Origin of the sequence: Aquabacter sp. L1I39, assembly GCF_017742835.1 — a bacterium.
Taxonomy (GTDB): Bacteria; Pseudomonadota; Alphaproteobacteria; order Rhizobiales; family Xanthobacteraceae; genus L1I39.
Window position 1 is genome coordinate 915,934 of the sequence record NZ_CP072392.1, and the last position, 18,010, is coordinate 933,943.

15 protein-coding genes are annotated in these 18,010 nt (G+C 66.8%); 8 read left to right on the forward strand and 7 right to left on the reverse strand.

The annotated features are described in order from the left end of the window. Positions 1–82 precede the first annotated feature (82 nt). Positions 83–481 (forward strand): 50S ribosomal protein L19, encoded by a 399-nt coding sequence (gene rplS, locus J5J86_RS04030; protein WP_209103612.1) that lies wholly within the window; start codon positions 83–85, stop codon positions 479–481. 100 nt (positions 482–581) lie between these two features. Here rplS and J5J86_RS04035 read toward each other — a convergent pair whose 3' ends face one another. Both J5J86_RS04035 and J5J86_RS04040 read right to left on the reverse strand, forming a co-directional pair. Then, a complete protein-coding gene (locus J5J86_RS04035) occupies positions 582–1,499 on the reverse strand; it encodes a hypothetical protein (RefSeq protein WP_209103613.1) in 918 nt (305 codons plus the stop codon). A 56-nt stretch (positions 1,500–1,555) separates the two neighbouring features. Further along, the gene (locus J5J86_RS04040) at positions 1,556–3,229 is read right to left on the reverse strand and encodes a hypothetical protein (protein ID WP_209103614.1); all 1,674 of its coding nucleotides are present in this window, start codon (positions 3,227–3,229) and stop codon (positions 1,556–1,558) included. A 302-nt stretch (positions 3,230–3,531) separates the two neighbouring features. Between J5J86_RS04040 and J5J86_RS04045 the strand changes: the two genes are divergently transcribed. The 3 genes from J5J86_RS04045 (at position 3,532) to J5J86_RS04055 (ending at position 8,443) form a co-directional block, all read left to right on the forward strand. Beyond that, a complete protein-coding gene (locus J5J86_RS04045; RefSeq protein WP_209103615.1) occupies positions 3,532–6,504 on the forward strand; it encodes a hypothetical protein in 2,973 nt (990 codons plus the stop codon). A 206-nt stretch (positions 6,505–6,710) separates the two neighbouring features. After that, complete coding sequence (locus J5J86_RS04050) at positions 6,711–7,301, forward strand: ANTAR domain-containing response regulator (protein ID WP_209103616.1); 591 nt, start codon at positions 6,711–6,713, stop codon at positions 7,299–7,301. Then, positions 7,298–8,443, forward strand: coding sequence for a CmpA/NrtA family ABC transporter substrate-binding protein (locus tag J5J86_RS04055; protein ID WP_209103617.1), 1,146 nt, complete (start codon positions 7,298–7,300; stop codon positions 8,441–8,443). Before J5J86_RS04050 ends, J5J86_RS04055 begins: the two co-directional genes overlap by 4 nt. Before the next feature lie 44 nt (positions 8,444–8,487). Here J5J86_RS04055 and J5J86_RS04060 read toward each other — a convergent pair whose 3' ends face one another. Together J5J86_RS04060 and J5J86_RS04065 are read right to left on the reverse strand one after the other, a co-directional pair. Then, positions 8,488–9,354 carry an outer membrane protein gene (locus tag J5J86_RS04060; protein WP_247658022.1) on the reverse strand — a complete coding sequence of 289 codons (867 nt, stop codon included), beginning with the start codon at positions 9,352–9,354 and terminating at the stop codon, positions 8,488–8,490. A gap of 117 nt (positions 9,355–9,471) precedes the next feature. After that, positions 9,472–10,476 carry a Bug family tripartite tricarboxylate transporter substrate binding protein gene (locus J5J86_RS04065; RefSeq protein WP_209103618.1) on the reverse strand — a complete coding sequence of 335 codons (1,005 nt, stop codon included), beginning with the start codon at positions 10,474–10,476 and terminating at the stop codon, positions 9,472–9,474. A 252-nt stretch (positions 10,477–10,728) separates the two neighbouring features. Here J5J86_RS04065 and zigA point away from each other — a divergent pair, with 252 nt between their 5' ends. Beyond that, entirely contained in the window at positions 10,729–11,943 is a 1,215-nt protein-coding gene (gene zigA / locus J5J86_RS04070; protein WP_209103619.1) for a zinc metallochaperone GTPase ZigA, read from the forward strand. Between the two features lie 52 nt (positions 11,944–11,995). Here the strand turns inward: zigA and J5J86_RS04075 are convergent, their stop codons facing one another. From J5J86_RS04075 to J5J86_RS04085, 3 genes are all read right to left on the reverse strand, one after another. After that, a complete protein-coding gene (locus J5J86_RS04075) occupies positions 11,996–12,154 on the reverse strand; it encodes a hypothetical protein (RefSeq protein WP_209103620.1) in 159 nt (52 codons plus the stop codon). A 274-nt stretch (positions 12,155–12,428) separates the two neighbouring features. Then, positions 12,429–13,676 (reverse strand): Hsp70 family protein, encoded by a 1,248-nt coding sequence (locus tag J5J86_RS04080; protein ID WP_209103621.1) that lies wholly within the window; start codon positions 13,674–13,676, stop codon positions 12,429–12,431. Between the two features lie 110 nt (positions 13,677–13,786). After that, positions 13,787–14,302 carry a YcgN family cysteine cluster protein gene (locus J5J86_RS04085; protein ID WP_209103622.1) on the reverse strand — a complete coding sequence of 172 codons (516 nt, stop codon included), beginning with the start codon at positions 14,300–14,302 and terminating at the stop codon, positions 13,787–13,789. A gap of 250 nt (positions 14,303–14,552) precedes the next feature. Between J5J86_RS04085 and J5J86_RS04090 the strand changes: the two genes are divergently transcribed. From J5J86_RS04090 to J5J86_RS04100, 3 genes are read left to right on the forward strand one after another with little or no spacing between them, the layout of a single operon-like run. After that, on the forward strand, positions 14,553–16,721 hold the full coding sequence (locus tag J5J86_RS04090) for a transglycosylase domain-containing protein (RefSeq protein ID WP_209103623.1): 2,169 nt from the start codon (positions 14,553–14,555) through the stop codon (positions 16,719–16,721). Between the two features lie 18 nt (positions 16,722–16,739). Continuing rightward, positions 16,740–17,315 carry a DUF1214 domain-containing protein gene (locus J5J86_RS04095; RefSeq protein WP_209103624.1) on the forward strand — a complete coding sequence of 192 codons (576 nt, stop codon included), beginning with the start codon at positions 16,740–16,742 and terminating at the stop codon, positions 17,313–17,315. Then, on the forward strand, positions 17,312–17,989 hold the full coding sequence (locus tag J5J86_RS04100) for a DUF1254 domain-containing protein (protein ID WP_209103625.1): 678 nt from the start codon (positions 17,312–17,314) through the stop codon (positions 17,987–17,989). Before J5J86_RS04095 ends, J5J86_RS04100 begins: the two co-directional genes overlap by 4 nt. The last annotated feature ends 21 nt before the right edge of the window (positions 17,990–18,010 follow it).

The window sequence follows — 18,010 nt, forward strand, 5'->3', positions numbered from 1 at the left end:
TAACTTACAACGACACGATGTGGCGCCGGGGCATGGTTCCCGCGAGGGAGCCCGTTTGCGGTGACCGCTAGAGGTTGGTGACATGAACATCATTCAGACGCTTGAGGCCGAACAGGCCGCCCGTCTTGCCGAGAAGCGCCCGGTTCCGGCCTTTCAGCCCGGCGATACGGTGATCGTGAACGTGAAGGTGGTCGAAGGCGACCGCAGCCGCGTGCAGGCCTATGAGGGCGTGGTGATCGCCCGCAATGGCGGCGGCCTCAACGAGAGCTTTACGGTCCGCAAGATCTCCTATGGCGAGGGCGTGGAACGCGTGTTCCCGGTCCACTCTCCCCTGATCGATTCCATCAAGCTGGTGCGTCGCGGCAAGGTCCGCCGCGCCAAGCTCTATTATCTGCGCGACCGTCGCGGCAAGTCTGCCCGTATCGCCGAGCGCACCGACCGCACGGGCGACGGCAAGAAGAAGGCCGCGTCCGCCAAGTGAGCGTCAAAGCGGGAGGCCACAGCCTCTCGCGCCGTTCGCGAACCTCTTTCAACGCCGCCGGTCTCCCGGCGGCGTTTTTTTGTGCGATCGCGCGGGCGCCTCAGCTCGCCTGCGTCCGCACAGAGGCCATGAGGCGGGCGAGAAGGCCCTGGGGATCGGCCTCATAGGCCGCCCGCACCCGTTCCAGCGCCGCCGCCCCGCCGCCCCGATGGCCGGCGCCCCCCACATGGAGCCACTGGTCCGCCAAGAGATAGGATTCAGGCTTGCCCGTTTCGGGATCCTCGAGAAATACCTCGCGGGTCCGCGCCTGGGCGAGGTCGGGCAACGACAGGTGGCGATAGAGCACCCGCCAATTCTGCCCACCGGTATCGAGGGTTAGCGGCGTGTCGGTGCCGAAGTCCAGCGGCAGGTGCGCCACGGCGGCGAAATCGAACACACTATAGCCCGGCCAAAGATACCAGCCGCCGAACCGCTCCCCATGGCGCACCATGCCGTAGGCCGGCTGACGGGCGACGCGGGCGGCGAGGTCGTCAGGGGCCAGCGGCAGCAAATCATGGTCCAGGAAGGCAAAGATGCGGGGCCGGGACGGCCGGATGAGGTTGGACCACACCCAGTTGAGAGCCACGCCATGGGAGCGCGAGCCATTGGGCCTTTTGTGCGGCCGGGGCGCTGGCGGCATGGGGCAATAAAGCAGCCCTCTCTCCCGGCAGAGGTGGGCGATGCGCGCGCGGGCCTCCCGGTCCGAGGAATTGTCGCAGACCAGCAGGCGCGCATCGGGGACGCTGCGGGCCATCCCTTCGGCCAGAAGGGCCACCGCCTGCGGCAGGTTGAAGGCGATGGTGCAGGCCAGCACCTCGTCCCGCCGCGCAGAAAGCTCCGCCACCAGCGCCTCCTGTCCTGTCGCGCGTCGGCCGGCATACAGGGCGTCGATGGCGAGGTTGCGCAGCCGCCGCGCCCGATGCGAGAGCGGCGCGGCGTTCGCCCATTCGCGCAGCGTATAGTCCTTCAGGTCGCGCATGGAGAGACGGTCGCCGGGTAGGGTGGAGAGTGAGCTGCGCCGTGGCGCATCATCGATCAGAAATTGCGTCCCTGCATTACTTTCTCTTGCAAAGCACCCCTGTCTGGCGTGCGCGACTCATTGCCCACCAATTGATAGAGCCGCACCTCGCCCGTGCGGTCCGAGCGGGGATAGGTGCCCAGCAGCCGGAAGCGGTCGGGGTAGACGGCGGCCGCCTCGGCAAGCTGGCGGTTGTGCAGGATGGCCTGCGCCACCGGCGAGGTATCCAGCACCACATAGCCGATGCCGAGGTCATCAAGCCCCCGCATCAGGGCCGCCGCATCGGGGTAAAGGGGGGCATAGTCCTTGCCGTTCCAGTCGGAAACGGCGAGCAGCTTGGAGCCGCGGAGGGCAAAATAGAGCATGGCCCGATCGGCTTGCGCCACCGACGCGACCAGGGCCCCCTCCCCCATGGCATCCGAGCCGACGAGGATGAGCGGATTGGCCGCGCCCGTGGCCATGGCCGCGCGGGCGGCCGGCACCATGCCCACCGAGGGCTTGGCCAGCGTCACCAGCAGGAAGGGCGAGGCGATCACCAGCAGGAGGAGGCAAGCTAGAAGCCCTGTGATGAGCGGCCAGCTGCGCGTCAACAGGCTGAACACGCCCATGAGGCCGTAGGCGGCCATCAGCAGGAGAGGCGCCGCCGCCGGCAGCAGGTAGCGCGGGTCGAGCCCGGCCGGAACGATGCACTGGAAGGCCAGAACCGCCAGAAGCCCGGCGCCCACCGCCGCCCAGGGCTGCGCCGCCGGAGCCTCATCGCCACCGCGCCAGGTGCGCACCATGACGAACAGCAGGCCGAGGGCGGCGAGCGCCACGAGAGGGCCGCCAATCCCCGCCAGGAGGCCATGCCAATAGGTCTCGGCCGCCTGGCGGATGAAGGCTGTTCCCCAGCCATACTGGAAGCCAGAGGCGGCCATGGAATAGGTGCCGAGCGTCCAGGGACCGGCAATCACCGCCACCACCGGCAAGGGCAGCCAGAAGTCCGGCCGGCGCAGCAGGCCGAACCGTCCGGTGAGCAGAACGGCGAAGGGGGGCACCAAGGCGAGAGCCGCGCCCGTGCCCTTGGTGAGAATGGCCATGGCGGCGAGCAGCCCGAAAATGAGCGCCGGCACCCAGCGGGGCGCCGCCAGATAGCGGCCATAGGCCAGGATCGCCAGCAGCACCAAGAGAGCCACAGGCAGATCCAGCATGATGATGAGGGTCGCTTCCCGCAACAATGGCAAGGCGAGCAACACGGTGCCGACGCCCACCCCCACCAGCGGTCCCAGCGCGAGGGCAGCCAGGAAGCCGGCGCTCGCCACCAGAAGCGCCGCGATCAGAGCCGGCAGGAACAGCGCGACCGGCGTCGCAGGCGAGGAGGCGAGAAAAAGCAGCCCCTCGGCCATATAATAGAGGGGCGGCCAATGGCCGATGCCCACCTTCGGATAGTGCAGATAATAGTCGCGGGCGAAGGCCAGCGGTGAGGGAAAGCCCGCCCGCGCATAATCGGTGAAGAGCAGGCCGGTCACATAATGGCTGGCCTCGTCCGCATTGTTGGCGGAGAACTCCGCCACGAAGGCGCCGCCCGCCTGCTGCTGGAAAATGATGATGACCAGGACCAGCAAGGTCAGGATGGCGAAGACCAGCCCGCGTGAGGCGACGCGCGCCCAGCCGATGCCCCTTGCCGGAGCGCTCCCGTGCCTGTCCGCCACACTCGACCTCCGGTCCCAGCGTTCCCGCCAGACGCTTCTAGAATGCGCACGCCCCGGTGGGAAGCGTCACAGTCCCCATCCCCCTACCTCGGCTAACATCTTGAAAGGCGACAAATTCGCCCCCTGCCCGGGAAATCCCCGCCGAACATGGACGCACCCGCTTGCGCCCGCAGCGGATCAGGGGAAACGTGCGCCCGTTCCGGGCAACGGGCATGGCCAGGCCAGCAGGCGCCGCCACACCCGCTCGCCGGAGCAGACCGAGGGACGCCGCGCAGCGGCGCCAGACGGGCAAGGAGACACAGATGGGCGGATTTAAAACCTGGCTCAGCGGCTTCGCCTGGGGGGCCATGCTCGCCTTCCTGGCCACATGCGCGGCCGGTGTCGTGCTGTTCCGGCCAGACATCATCGATCGCCTGAAGGGCGATATCGCCAGGGGTGACATCACCACCGAGCGCGTCCAGAAGGCGCTCACCCCGGCGAGCACCGAGGATGGGCGCGTGCTCGCCTCCAACACCAGCACCAAGCAGGCGCTGGACATTCCCTTCGCCCCGCCCCGCGCCTTCGCGGTGGGGGACGACCTCGTCATTCGCGGCACCAATTCCAGCGGCGGCCCCGTGGAACTGAACGTCCGCATTGATGATACCGCCTCGCAGAACTGGATGTCCCGCTTCGGCCATGTGGCGGTGCTCCAGCCCGGGCCCTATTCGGTGCGCATCCCGCTGGATTCGCTGCCGACGCCGGGCCAGTCCAAGCTCAACATCAATGCCATTACCCGGATCGTGATCTTCACCCCTGAAGGCGCGCCCACCGCCAATATCGAGGCGGTTCGCATCGAGAAGCGCCAGACCACGGGGTCGCTCGCCCCCGCCCCCACGGATATTTCGGTGGGGCAAGCCTGGCTGAAGGGCGCGCGCTTCCCGGCGGTGCAGGAATTTCCGAACCCCGTGGCTTTCGACGCCAACCAGGAACTGGTCATCACCGGCGTGAACACCTCCGACAAGCCGGTGACCGTCCATCTGCGGGTGGACGATGAGAATTCCAAAAACTGGTATTCGCGCGCCAATGCCAGCGGCACCTATCCGCCCGGCCCCTTCATTCTGCGCTCGCCGGTCTCCTCCTGGGTCACCCCCTCCAAGGCGCGGCTCGACCGCACCAAGATTTCCCGCATCGTCGTCTCGCTCGGGGATGGCGAAGGCCCGGCCACGCTCGGCGGCGTCGCAGTGGAAGGGGCGAGCCCCGTCCCCTCCGACGCCCTCGCATTGCGCTTCGTGCCCTCCGCGGACTTCGCCGTGCCCGGCTTCGAGACGGTTCTGCCCGATGACAAGCGCCTGGACCGCCCGGCGGGCAGCCTGACCCGGACGCCCAATGATCCGCTCCTCTCCAGCGGCCTGAACGGCATCCACACTGTCACCGTGCCCTGGACCAAGAGCGGCACGGCCACGGTCTCGCTGTGGACTGAGGACCAGGGAGAGTGGGAGTATTTCCCCCACTCGCTCAACCGAACCATCGTCATCAACGGCCAGGTGGTGCTCCAAGAGAGCTACACGCCCGGCCAATGGATCGACCAGGTGTTCAAGCGCGGGCTGTGGAAGGAAGCGATGATCGATGGCGGCCCGTGGGAGGTATTCGCCCGCGAGCGCGCCGGCCTCATCACCGCCACCGTGCCCGTGATCGACGGCAAGATCGTCGTGCAGCTCTCCTCCGACCAGCCGCCCAATAACGGCTATCTCGCCGCCATGGTGGTGGAGCCGGGCGACAGCACGAGCGCGGTGGATGCGATCGAGGACTGGCGCCGCCAGCGCTTCCTGGAGCGCTGGCCGGTGGTGGACAAGCCGGTGGACCCAAGCCTCGCCAAGGGCGTCACCTTGCGGGCAGTCGGCGACGGCCATCGCATCCAGCACCCGTTTTGGAACCCGGCCCTGCCCTTCGAGACACCTATCCGGGCGGCGCGCGGGGCCCTGGTCTCCGTGGACTTTCTCGCCTTCTCCGACCAGGACGACCTGATGCCCAATGTCACGGTCACCGCGCCGGACGGCATCAGCCCGCAGGTACGCTGGGGCAAGTGGACCTATATGCGCGGCCGGGGCGAAGGCGAGCGGGCGCTGTCCATCACCTCCGACGTGCTGGAAGGCAATCTCGACCATATGCGGATCGTCGCCGGCGTGCCCCGGCGCATCAACCTGACCTTCACCGTTCCCGAAACGGCCAGCGGCACCTTGCCCATCGTCCTGCAGATGAACATTGCCGGCAATAACGTGCAGGCGCAGGCAAACGTCACGGTCATTCCCCAGGTCCTGCCGGCCATCGACAAGCCCATCGGCTATTATGTGGCCGCGCCCAATGACGAGGTGTGGTTCCCGCCCACCCCGGCGGACGTCGACCGGCTGATGGCCTGCGATTTCGCGACCCTGCGCAGCTTCGGCATCACCGGCATCTCGCCCGAGATCACCGCCCCCTTCGCGGACAAACGCGCGCGCTATGTGGACCAGATGCGGCTCGTGGCGCAGGCTGGCTTCAAGCCGCCTTACTTCGACTACACCTCGGTGAAGCACCTGCTCGACCGGGAGGACAAGATGGCGGCCGCCCAGGACGTGGCGACCATCCAGAAGGAACTGGCCATTGCCGGACTGCCTCTCCCGCTCTGGTCCATCGCCGACGAACCCATGCCCGGCAGCGAGGAGGCAGGAAAGCTGCGCGCCATCCGCGACGCCATCCGCCTCGCCGCCCCCGATGCCAACATTGCCGGCCATCTCAACGACGCCAAGGTGCAGGACCTGGTGCCGCTGTTCGACACCCTGCTGGTGAATAATGGCTTCGGCGTCTCCTCGGCCATCTTCGACTTCATGCGCTCCAAGAATGTCACGCCCTGGCTCTACAACATGCCCGACCATCGGGCGGCCGCGGGCTTTCTCTTCTGGCGGCTGGGCGTCGGCGGATACCTTCAATGGCATGCCCGCGCCGTGACCGCCGACCCGCGCGACCCCACGGACGGGCGCGAGCCGGATTTCACCATCCTGCCGCTCGCTTCCGACCGCTGCCAGCTGGTGCCCACGGTGGATGCCCTGATCCTGACCATGGTGGACGGCATGCAGGATCTGCGCTGGCTGATGTGGCTGGATGAGCGCGCCAAGGACGATACCAGAGCGCGGGACCTGCAGCAGGCGCTTGTCGCGGCCGTGCCCAATGACTGGACGGCCTTCGCCCGCCAGAAGCCGGATCTGCGGGCCCTGCGCGGCCGCATCCTGGACTATGCGGCGAGCCTGCCCGCCAATTGAGCGGATGCAGGGGGACTTGGCTAAACTTCACCCCTTGACGGCCAAAGCGGGGGCGGCGAGCTTCGTCCTTGCATTGCCCGTCCGCCGCCACGCTCAGCGCCGGCCACGCCAAAGCCCGCCGCCATCCATCCGCCCAAGAGGCCGGCACGCTTCTTGCCAAAGACTGTGGCCTTCAATGACTGTCGCCTGCAATGTCACGGACTGAAATGGCCAGCGACCTGTCCCTGCGTATCGTGATCGTGGACGACAGCCCGGTTCGGGCGGCGATCCTGGACGAGGGGCTGCGCGAGTCGGGCTTCGTGAACGTGCTGCGCCTCGAAGGGCGCAACAACCTGCTCGAGCGCATCTATGCCATCGACCCCGACGTGATTCTGATCGACCTGGAGAATCCGAGCCGCGACACCATCGAGCAGATGTTTCAGGTGAGTCGGGAGGTGAAGCGGCCCGTGGCCATGTTCGTCGACCAGTCGGACCGCAAGACCATCGAGGACGCCATCGAGGCAGGCGTCGCCTCCTATGTGGTGGACGGGCTGCGCAAGGACCGGGTGAAGCCAATCCTGGAGACCACCATCTCCCGCTTCCAGGCCTTCGCCCGCCTGAAAGCGGAACTGGAAGAGGCCAAGAGCCAGTTGGAGGAGCGCAAGCTCGTGGACCGCGCCAAGCTGATCCTCATGAAGGCCAAGAATATCGACGAGCAGACCGCCTACGGCCTCATCCGGCGCACCGCCATGAACGAGAAGAAGCGGCTCGTGGACATCGCCCAATCCATCATCACCGCCGCGGAGTTGCTGCGATGAGACGGCTTTCCATCGGCTTCATCCCCCTGACCGACGCCGCGGTGCTGATCGCTGCCGCCGAGCGCGGCTTTGCCATGGCCGAAGGGATCGAGATTGCCCTCCACAAGGAAGTCTCGTGGGCCAATATTCGCGACAAGGTCAATATCGGCCTTCTGGACGGCGCCCATATGCTGGGGCCGCTGGCCATCGCCTCATCGCTGGGGCTTGGCCACGTGCGCGTGCCGCTGGTGGTGCCCTTCGCGCTGAACCTGAACGGCAGCGCCATCACCCTTTCCAAGAGCCTCTATGCCCAGATGGCGGAGACCGATTTCGACCTCTCCACCGCTCCCGGCGCTGCCAAGGCGCTGGGACAGGTGGTGCGGGTGCGCCGGGCTGCGGGGGCGGAGCCGCTCATTTTTGCCGCCGTCTATGCCTTCTCAACACACACCTATCTGATCCGCAACTTCCTGAAGGCCGGCGGCGTGGACCCGGACAAGGACGTGCGCCAGGTGGTGGTGCCGCCGCCCTTCATGGCCGAGAGCCTGCGCAACGGCCTCATTCACGGCTTCTCCGTGGGTAGCCCCTGGAACAGCGTGGCGGTGGATGCGGATGTGGGCCGCATCGCGGTGCTGGGCGCGGAGCTTTATGGCTGGGTGCCGGAAAAGGTGCTGGGCGTGCATGCGCGCTTTGCCAATGCCGAGCCGGACGTGCTGCACCGGCTGGTGCGGGCGCTCCATGCGGCGGCCCGCTGGTGCGAGGACCCGGCCAATCATGAGGATCTTGCCCGGCTGCTGGGTGAGACGCGGCACCTCGCCTTACCCGCCGACGTGCTGCGGCGGACCCTGGACGGGCGCCTGCGCACCGCGCCCGGCGGCGCGCTGCGGGTGCATCCCGACTATCTCGTGCTCCACCGCGACCAGGCCAACCGGCCTGATCCCGGACACGCTTTGTGGATCTACCACCAGATCGTGGAGGCCCGTCAGGGCGAGTGGGCGCCGGATGCGGCGCGCGAGGCGGTGAGCGTCTATCGCCCCGACATTTTCGACGCGGCCGTGGGCGCCTCGCCCGTCCTGCCGCCGCGCAGCCCCGATTGCGTCGCCACCCAGTTTGGCCCGGCCTTCGATGCGGATCTGTTCTTGAAGACGGGCGGCCAAAGCGACTGACGCGCCGCGAGAGCGGCGCGTCAGAACCGCGAAGGCGATGCCGCTCAGAACGCGTAGTTGACGGTCACCGTCAGCGCCTGATTGTTGACGGTGCCGGAGCGGTATCCGCCGGAGACGCCAACAAACTCCACTTGCGGATAGGACGTGTCGAACTGGTTCGCGAACGAATTCGTGGGGGTGGCCGAGGCCGTGTACGAATAGCTCATGTCAATGAACCAGCCCCGCGCGAAGAAATAGGTGACGCCCGCCGTGGCCGTGGCGCCCCACACCCAGTTGGAATCGGAGAACGAGGCCGGCGCGCCGGAGACCGCATAGCGGTGGTCCAGCTCGGCAAAGCCGACCAGCCCGTTCATGTTGTTGGTGATGTGCGAGAGCGTCGCACCGGCGCCGCCATAGACGAAGCCCCGGCCAAAGGAATAGCCGAGAATAGGCACCAGGGCGAACTGGTGGTCGAGACTGACTTCGTAGGAGCTGAGCAAATAGTTGCCGGTGAAGGTGCCTTGAATGAGCCCGGTATAGCCGCCCGACTGCGGGATCAGGACATCACGCGCCACACCGGTGACGCCCACCTGATTGTAGGAAAACTTGGCGCCCCAGATCCAGGGCGTGCCCTCGAAGGTGCGATAGAAGCCGGCCTGGATTACAGGGGAAATCGAGGAATCCGTTCCGAGATTTGGATAGGCATTTCCCGCCGCGGCGCCCGTCGCGACCAGAATACGCCCGATCGCGTAATTCTGGCTGACCCCGAAGCCGTAGATGTTCTGGTCGGGGAAATTCGCCCCGTTCCAGGCGCCGCCGGCCCCGATGAAAATGCCGTTGGCCGGCATGAAACCCGAATCGTTCTCGCCCGCCTGCGCCGCCAGCGGCAAGGCCAGAAGGCAAAGCGCCCCCCAAATACCTGTCTTGATCATACCAAAGCACCCCGCACGTGTTTCGTCGGGAGCAATAAGGGGATCAGCCCCATCTCGCCTCAACGGCGATTTATGTCCGAATGAGGCCGGAGCCGTCCCCGGCCCCGGCCCTGTTCCTCAGTCCAGCTTGGCGCCGGATTCCTTCACCACCTTCGACCACTTGGCCTGCTCGGCCTTGACGAAAGCGCCGAGCTGGTCAGGCGTCATGACGTTCATCTGCGCGCCCACTTCCGCATAGCGCTGCTTCACGGCCGCCTCGCCCAGCGACTTGTTGGCGGCGGCGTTCAGCTTGTCGACGATGGCCTTGGGGGTGCCAGCGGGGGCAAAGATGGCGAACCAGCTGGAGGCGTCGAAGCCCGGCACGCCGGATTCGGCGATGGTGGGCACGTCCGGCAGCGCGGCGGAGCGCTCGGCGGAGGTGACCGCGATGGGGCGCAGGTTGCCCGCGCGAATCTGAGCGATGGAAGACGGCAGATTGTCGAAGCTGAGATCCACCTGGCCGCCCACCAGATCGTTCACCATGGGTCCCGAGCCCTTATAGGGCACATGGACGAATTTCACGCCGGTCATCTGCTGGAACATCTCGCCGGACAGATGGATGGACGTGCCATTGCCGGAGGAGGCCATGGTCATCGGCTGCTTGGCCGCCTTGGCCTCGGCGATCAGTTCCTTGACCGTTGTGGCCTTTACATTCTTCGGGTTCACCTCCAGCACATTGGGCACACCGGCGGCGAAGGCGACGGGAAGGAAGTCCTTCTCCGCATCATAAGGCATCTTGGTGTAGAGGAACGGATTGATGGCCTGGGTGCCCACCGTGCCCATGAGGATGGTGTAGCCGTCCGGCTCGGAACGGGCGACACCGGCTGCGCCCGTATTGCCGCCGGCACCCGGCTTGTTGTCCACGATCACCTGCTGGCCGAGGATCGTGCCCATATGCTCCGCGAGGATGCGGGCGAAGATGTCCGTGGTGCCGCCAGGCGCGAAGGGCACGACCATGCGGATCGCGCGGTTGGGATAATCAGATTGCGCGAAGGCTCCCGTGGAGGCCAGCGAACCGGCGGCGAGCAGGAAGGAAGCTGCGAGGGCACGGAGCGTGCGCCGGCGGGCGCGGAATGACGTCATCCTGGGTTTCCTCTCGTGGCAGGCGCGCTGAGCGGCGCCGTTGGGCGCAGACTGCCACATCCCGGTAGCGAAACTCAAATCTCACCTACAAACTTGTGGAAGGGCGGTCGAACGCCACCCGAAGAACGTCCATTTAAACAATGGCTTACTCGGGAAGACCGCGACTTCGGCAAGGCCGTGGCGGGCATGGGCTTGAATGCATCGGGAAGCCGTGGCATGAAAATGATACATTATATCATTTTGGTTCCAGACATGCCCTCCTTGGACTCCCGCCTTCCCGTCACCGTCCTGTCCGGCTTTCTCGGCGCCGGAAAGACCACGCTTCTCAACCATATCCTCGCCAACCGCGAGGGTCGGCGGGTCGCGGTGATCGTCAACGACATGTCGGAGGTGAATATCGATGCCGAGTTGGTGCGCCAGGGCGGTGCCGGCCTCTCGCGCACCGACGAGACGCTGGTGGAAATGACCAATGGCTGCATCTGCTGCACCTTGCGGGAGGATCTCCTCAACGAGGTCAAGCGGCTGGCCGGCGAAGGCCGCTTCGACAGCCTCGTCATCGAGAGCACCGGCATTGGCGAGCCGCTCCCCGTGGCCGCCACCTTCGAGTTCCGCGACGAGGCTGGCTTCTCGCTGTCCGATCTTGCCCGCCTCGACACCATGGTGACGGTGGTGGACGCGGCGCATCTGCTGAAGGACTATGGTTCGCGCGACTTTTTGCGCGACCGCGGCGAAAGCCTCGGAGAAGAGGACCACCGCACCCTGGTGGACCTCCTGGTGGACCAGATGGAATTTGCCGACGTGGTCATCCTCAACAAGGTCGGCGCCACCCCGCCGGATCAGTTGGAGGCGGCCCGCGCCATCGTGCGCGCCCTCAATCCGGCGGCCCGGCTGATCGAGACGGACTTCTGCGACGTGCCCCTCGCCGAGGTCCTGGAGACCGGGCGGTTCGATTTCGAGGCCGCGCACACCCATCCTTTGTGGTATCGCGAACTCTATGGCTTTGCCGACCATGTGCCGGAGACGGAGGAATATGGCGTCGGCAGCTTTGTCTATCGCGCCCGGCGCCCCTTTGATCCAGCTCGCTTTTCCGCCTTCCTGCGCACCACCTGGCCGGGCCTCATCCGCGCCAAGGGCCTGTTCTGGCTCGCCACCCGCCCCGATTTCGTGGGCGACATGAGCCTTGCGGGCGCCATCTGCCGCACCGAGCGCATGGGGCGGTGGTGGTCCTCCGTGCCCAAGGAGCGTTGGCCCCAGGAGGAGGAATGGCGGCGCGAGATGAAGCGCCACTGGGTGCCCGGCTATGGCGACCGGCGCCAGGAAATGGTGTTCATCGGCCAGTCCCTCGATGCGGAGGCCATCCGCGCCGCCCTGGATGCCTGCCTCGTGGGACCCGCCGACGGTAGCCGCGCGGACTTTTCCGCCTGGGCGCACCTGCCTGATCCCTTCCCCTCCTGGGCCATCGGATAGGCGAGGACATGGAGGAGGACGCCGCGCGCGCGGCGCATCCAAGCCGTCTTGCTCAGTGGGCGCTGGCGATCTTTCGGCCGAACAAGATGACGGCCGCGAATACCAGCCCGAACACGCAGGCATGTGCAACCAGAGGCAGCCAGGAGAAGAAGGCGAAGACGGTCAGCGCCACCAGCAGGGCCAGACACAGGGCGACCATCACATCACGCATGCTGGGGCGACAGCGCGTGTCATCCTGCAACCAAAGCACGAGGTCCTGGTCATACTCGCACTTGGGGAAGGTCGGGAAAGCTTCCCTTCCCCCGCCGCCCTCTGACGTGTGCTTCTGCAACTGATGCCCCCACACCAATATGCCACCGACAAGGCGTCGGTCAGATGAGGGTATTATTATAGGGCATAAACGACAAGCCTGGAAGCAGGCTCGGGACATACCGCGGTTGAGCGCCATCGGGTCAGATCAGTCGACCCGAACGGGACATCCGACGCTATCCGTAGCGACGCCCCGCTTCGATGGCGAGGCCCGTGCCCACGGAGCCGAAGGTGTCACCGGCCACCACCCGCGCCAGGGGCACGCAGGCGCAGATATCGGCGCGCACATGCGCGAGGCGCGTCGATCCGCCCGTGAGGAAGAGGGCGTCGATTTGCCCCGCCTTCAGCCCCGCCGCCGAGAGACAGGCGCCGATGCGCGCGGCGATGCGCCCCGCAAGGGCGCCGGTATGGTCCACCATCTCGTCGTGCGAGATGCCGACCGAAAGGCCCGCCTCCAGGAAAGCGAGGTCCAGCACCATGCGACCGGTCTCCGCCACCTCGATCTTGGCGCGTTCCGCGGCGAGCGCCAGCGTGTGGCCGCGTTCCTCCTCCACCGCGCGGGCGAGGCGGCCAACCAGCTCGGGCCGCGCCGCCTCCCGCTCCAGCTCGCGGATGGTCCGCAAGGCCTTGCCGTCATAGAGACGGTTGATGGAGGCCCAGGTGGCAAGGTCGTGATAGAGCCCGACCGGCATGGCAAGGCCCGCCCGTTTCAGCGGACTGCCATGCCCCAGAAGGGGCATGATCGTGGCCAGCGACAAATGCCGGTCGAAGTCGGTGCCGCCGATCCGCACGCCCTCATTGGCGAGAATATCGGACGCGCGATCCGCCAGTCCGCTGCGATCGCGCGAGATGCGCACGATGGAAAAGTCCGACGTGCCGCCGCCAATATCGGCGATAAGCGCCAGTTCCTCGCCCTGCACCTGCCGCTCATAATCGAGGCTGGCAGCGATGGGCTCGAACTGGAACGAGATGTCCTCGAAGCCGATCTGACGCGCCACCGCGCCCAGCACCGCTTCGGCGCGGGCATCGCCCTCCGGATCGCCATCGACGAAATGCACTGGACGGCCGAGCACAACCTGCGTGAGCGGCCCGTCGGCGGCAGCTTCGCCCCGTGCCTTCACCTCTCCGATATAGGTGCCGATCACCTCCCGGAAGCCGAGGCGCATGCGGCCGACGGGCGTGGTCTCGTCCACCAGGGAAGACCCCAGCACCGATTTCAACGCCCGCATCAGCCGTCCCTGATCGCCCTCCACGTAGGCGGCCATGGCGGCCCGGCCGAACAGGGGGTCACCGCTGCGAGGAAAGAAGATGGCGCTCGGCAACGTGTCCGCCTCCCCCTCCAGGGGCGCAAGGCGCGGTATGCCGTCGCGCATGAGGCCCAGCGTGGTGTTGGACGTGCCGAAATCGAGGCCGCAGGCGGTCATGGGACCTCCTTGCAAGAAGGCGGAAACGCGGAAAGGGCGCGCTTGCTAGATCATGTTGCGCTGCAGCGCAAGAGGGGGAAGGCGCCCATTGTCCGCGGGAGGGGAGCGTCTCACGCGGTTTTCGGCCGGCGTGGTGCAGCCGGAGCGGGCTTGCGCAGGGCCTTGGCCCCGCGCGGCCAGCGCACCGGCCAGGAGACCACATGCTCCATCAGCTCGAACAGGCCGAAGGATTGCTCCGGCCCCGCCACCCGTCCACGCACCGAAATGCCGGCTTCGTGAACGGTATCCCGCGTGCCCGACACCAGAGGATGCCACCAGGGCAGGTCCTCCCCCTCCTCCATCAAGCGGTAGGCACAGGTGGGCGGCAGCCAGGTGAGACTCGTGACCGCCTCCGGCGTCAGGCGGACGCAATCGGCCACCTGTGCCTGCCTGTTGGGATAATCCGTGCAGCGGCACGAGGTTTCGTCCAGCAGCCGGCAGCCCACATCCGTATAGGCCACCATGCCGGTATCCTCGTCCTCTAGCTTGACGAGGCAGCAGCGACCGCAGCCGTCGCACAGGCTTTCCCATTCCGCATCGGAAAGCTGCCAGAGGGTCTTGGTGCGCCAGAAGGGTTCGTCCGCCATGGACCCTTCCTACTGGATGCGGCCGCGCAGGACCAGGGCAGGCACGACACAGAGGAGCCGCAGGACAGCGACGGCTCATATACCTTGTCGCGGGATCGCCGGAGGTCACCCTCGCCGGACGCATGGGCACGCGCTATAGACCATGAGGGGGTCTTGAGGAGAGGTCCGCCGCCGTGTTTCCGACATGCCTGCGGGGCAAACCGGAAACGGCACGCGGTAAGGCGAGACGCGACAAGGCGAGACGCGAACGGTGAGCGAGCGCAAGACATCTTCTTTCCGGGTCTGGCTGCGCAATGCGCTGCTGGATGCGGATGCGCGCATCGACAGTGGCTTGTTTCGCCTCGGCACCGGAACCGTGCGCGCCGCCGCCGCCTATTCCGCCTTCATGGAACGCTTCGCCCTCACCGGCTTCAAGCGTTTCCTGGTGGGCATGGCCTCGGAGGGCTTCACGCTCGGCACCGCCGGCATCATCGCCGTGCTGGCCCTCGCCTTGCCCGCCTTCCGCGAGACCTCCGACGACTGGCTGAAGCGCACCGAACTGGCTGTCACCTTCCTCGACCGCTACGGCAATGTGCTGGGCGAGCGCGGGGTTCGGCAGAACGATACGGTGCCGTTGGAAGACTTCCCCGACTATCTCATCAAGGCGGTGCTGGCCACCGAGGACCGGCGCTTTTACGAGCATTTCGGCATCGACATTGCCGGCACGGCCCGCGCCCTCGTCACCAATGCGCGGGCGGGCGGGGTGCGGCAGGGCGGCTCCTCGCTCTCCCAGCAATTGGCCAAGAACCTGTTCCTGTCCAATGAGCGCACCATCGAGCGAAAGATCAAGGAAGCCTTCCTGGCCCTGTGGCTGGAAAGCCGGCTGACCAAGAGCCAGATCCTGAAGCTCTATCTCGACCGCGCCTATCTCGGCGGCGGCGCCTATGGGGCGGACGCGGCGGCCAAATATTATTTCGGCAAGTCCATCCGCGAGGTGAACCTGGCCGAGGCGGCCATGCTGGCGGGCCTGTTCAAGGCCCCCTCCAAATATGCCCCGCACGTAAACCTGCCGGCCGCTCGCGCCCGCGCCTCCACCGTGCTCGACAATCTGGTGGAAGCCGGCTTCATGACCGAGGGCCAGGTGTTCGGCGCCCGCCGCAATCCGGCCACCCCGATCGACCGGCGCGACATCGCGGTGCCCGATTATTATCTCGACTATGCCTTCTCCGAGGTGAAGAAGCTGGTGGAGACGCTGCCGAAGTCCGTCAGCGAACGCATCTTCGTGGTGCGGACGGGGCTCGACCCCAACATCCAGAAGGTGGCGGAAGCCGCGCTCGACCAGTCGCTGCGGCAGTTCGGAAAGGACTACAAGGCGAGCCAGGGCGCCATCGTCATCATGGAGCCCAACGGCACCGTGCGTGCTTTGGTGGGCGGGCGCGATTATGGCGAAAGCCAGTTCAACCGCGCGACCGATGCCCTGCGCCAGCCCGGCTCCTCGTTCAAGCCGTTCGTCTACACCGTCTCACTGATGAACGGCTACAAGCCCACCACCATCGTGCAGGACGCGCCCATCTGCCTCGGCAATTGGTGCCCGCAAAATTATGGGCGCTCCTATATGGGCTCCATCACGCTGCAGACGGCGCTCCAGCACTCGCTCAACACCGTGGCGGTGCGGCTCGCGGAAAAGTTCGGCCGGCAGAAGATCGTCGACCTTGCGAAATCCATGGGCATCACCTCGCCTTTGACGCTGACCGCCCCCCTGCCGCTCGGCGCTGTGGAGGTGACGGTCATCGACATGACCACGGCCTATGCGGTGTTCGCCAATGGCGGCAAGAGCGTCTATCCCCACGCCGTGGTGGAAATGCGGGTCGGCACCGGGGATGTGGTGTGGCGCTATGACCGCGACGCGCCCCAGCCGGTGCAGGTGATCCCGCCCTCGGTCATCAACGACATCAATCCCATGCTCAACAATGTGGTGGAGAACGGCACGGGCCGGCGGGCGCGGCTGGAAGGCATCAAGGTGGCTGGCAAGACCGGGACCACCAATGCCTATCGCGACGCCTGGTTCATGGGCTTTACCGGCAATTATGTGGGCGGGGTCTGGTTCGGAAATGACGACTACACCTCTACCAACAAGATGACCGGCGGCTCCCTGCCCGCCATGACCTGGCAGAAGGTGATGGCCTATGCCCACCAGGGCATCGACCTGAAGTTCATTCCCGGCGTCGGCGATGCGCCCGCGCCCAAGCTCGACCAGGCGCCGACCCCGCTGGATGTGCCCGGCCTTGAGGCCACCTCGCGGCCCATCACGCTCTCCCCCCGCAGCGCCGAGCGCCTGGGGCGGCTGGAGCGCCTGTTCAAGGAGGCGCCGCCTTTGCCGCCCACCCCCGGCGGCCCCACCGCCATGGATGCCCGGGCGCTCCCCGCGCGCACCAATTGACGCGGGGACCCGCCGCCCGTGCGCCTCTTCCCCCTCGCCTTCATCCTCGCTGCCTCGGTCGCCCTGGGGCTCGGCACCACCTATGAGGCGGTCACCCGCACCCGTGGGCTCGACATGGTGAAGCTCGGCCCCTGGGAGGGCTGGCCGCGCTCCGGCACGGTGCAGGCCGACCCCTATGCGCGCGCGGTCTTCGCCCGCTCTGGCGAATTGCCGTTGGAGCTGGCGGACGGCCTGCTCTTCCTGGCCACCAATGACAGTGCCGGCGCGCCGTTGGACGGCCGGTGCGACATCCGCATCGTGGGCTCCCTGCCCCAGTCGCGCCTGTGGACCATCACGCTCACCGACGAGGACGGCCACCTCATCGCCAATGAAGCGCGGCGCCATGGCTTCACCAGCGCCGAGACGGTCTATCGCGACGACGGAGAGATCGACATTGTGCTCTCGCCCCGTGCCCGCGCCGGCAACTGGATTCCCTCCGGCGCACGCGGGCGGGTGAAGGTGGCGCTGCGGCTCTATGATGCCCCGTTCAGTTTCTCGTCCGGCGGCCAGGAAGGGGCGGACATGCCGCGCATCGTGACGGAGCGCTGCCCATGAGCGTGCTTCCCACGTCCCGGCTCTCCCGCTTCGCCTTCTGGCGCCGCCCGCCCGAGCCCGAGCCCTACCTCGAGTTTCACACCCCCCGCCGCACCCGCGGGGCGGCCCTGTGGGAATGGCTCGCCAAGGCGTCGGGGCAGTTGGCGCTGGGGCTCGCCTTTATCCTGGTGCTGGCCGGCATCGTGCACCTCGCCTCGGTGCTGGCCATGCCGCTGCTTGCCACCAACAATGCCTTCGCGCGGCTGACGCGCATCGCGCCCATGAACGGAATGACGCTGCTGCCGGACCCATCGCCGTCCGGCATGACCTTGCCGCTGTCCGACCCCGCCTTCGTCAGCGCGGTGTGCCTCTATGACCTCGCCGACCACCCACTGAAGGTGCGTGTGCCAGCGACCTCCGACTATACGTCGGTCTCCTTCTATACGGCGCGCGGCGTCCCCTTCTACGCGCTGAACGACCAGGCGGCGGGGCGGGTGATCGAGCTCGACCTGCTCTCCCCCATGCAAAGGGCGGCCTTGCCGGAGGACGAGGAAATCACCGCAGCGGACCGGCTGATCGTGGAATCCCCGTCCCTGAAAGGCGTGGTCCTGATCCGCGCCTTCGCCCGCTACCCCGACACGCGCGACGCCATCCGCCGCCAATTGGAGGCGGCCACCTGCATGCCCTCCACCTGACACGGCTGCGCGCAGCAGAAT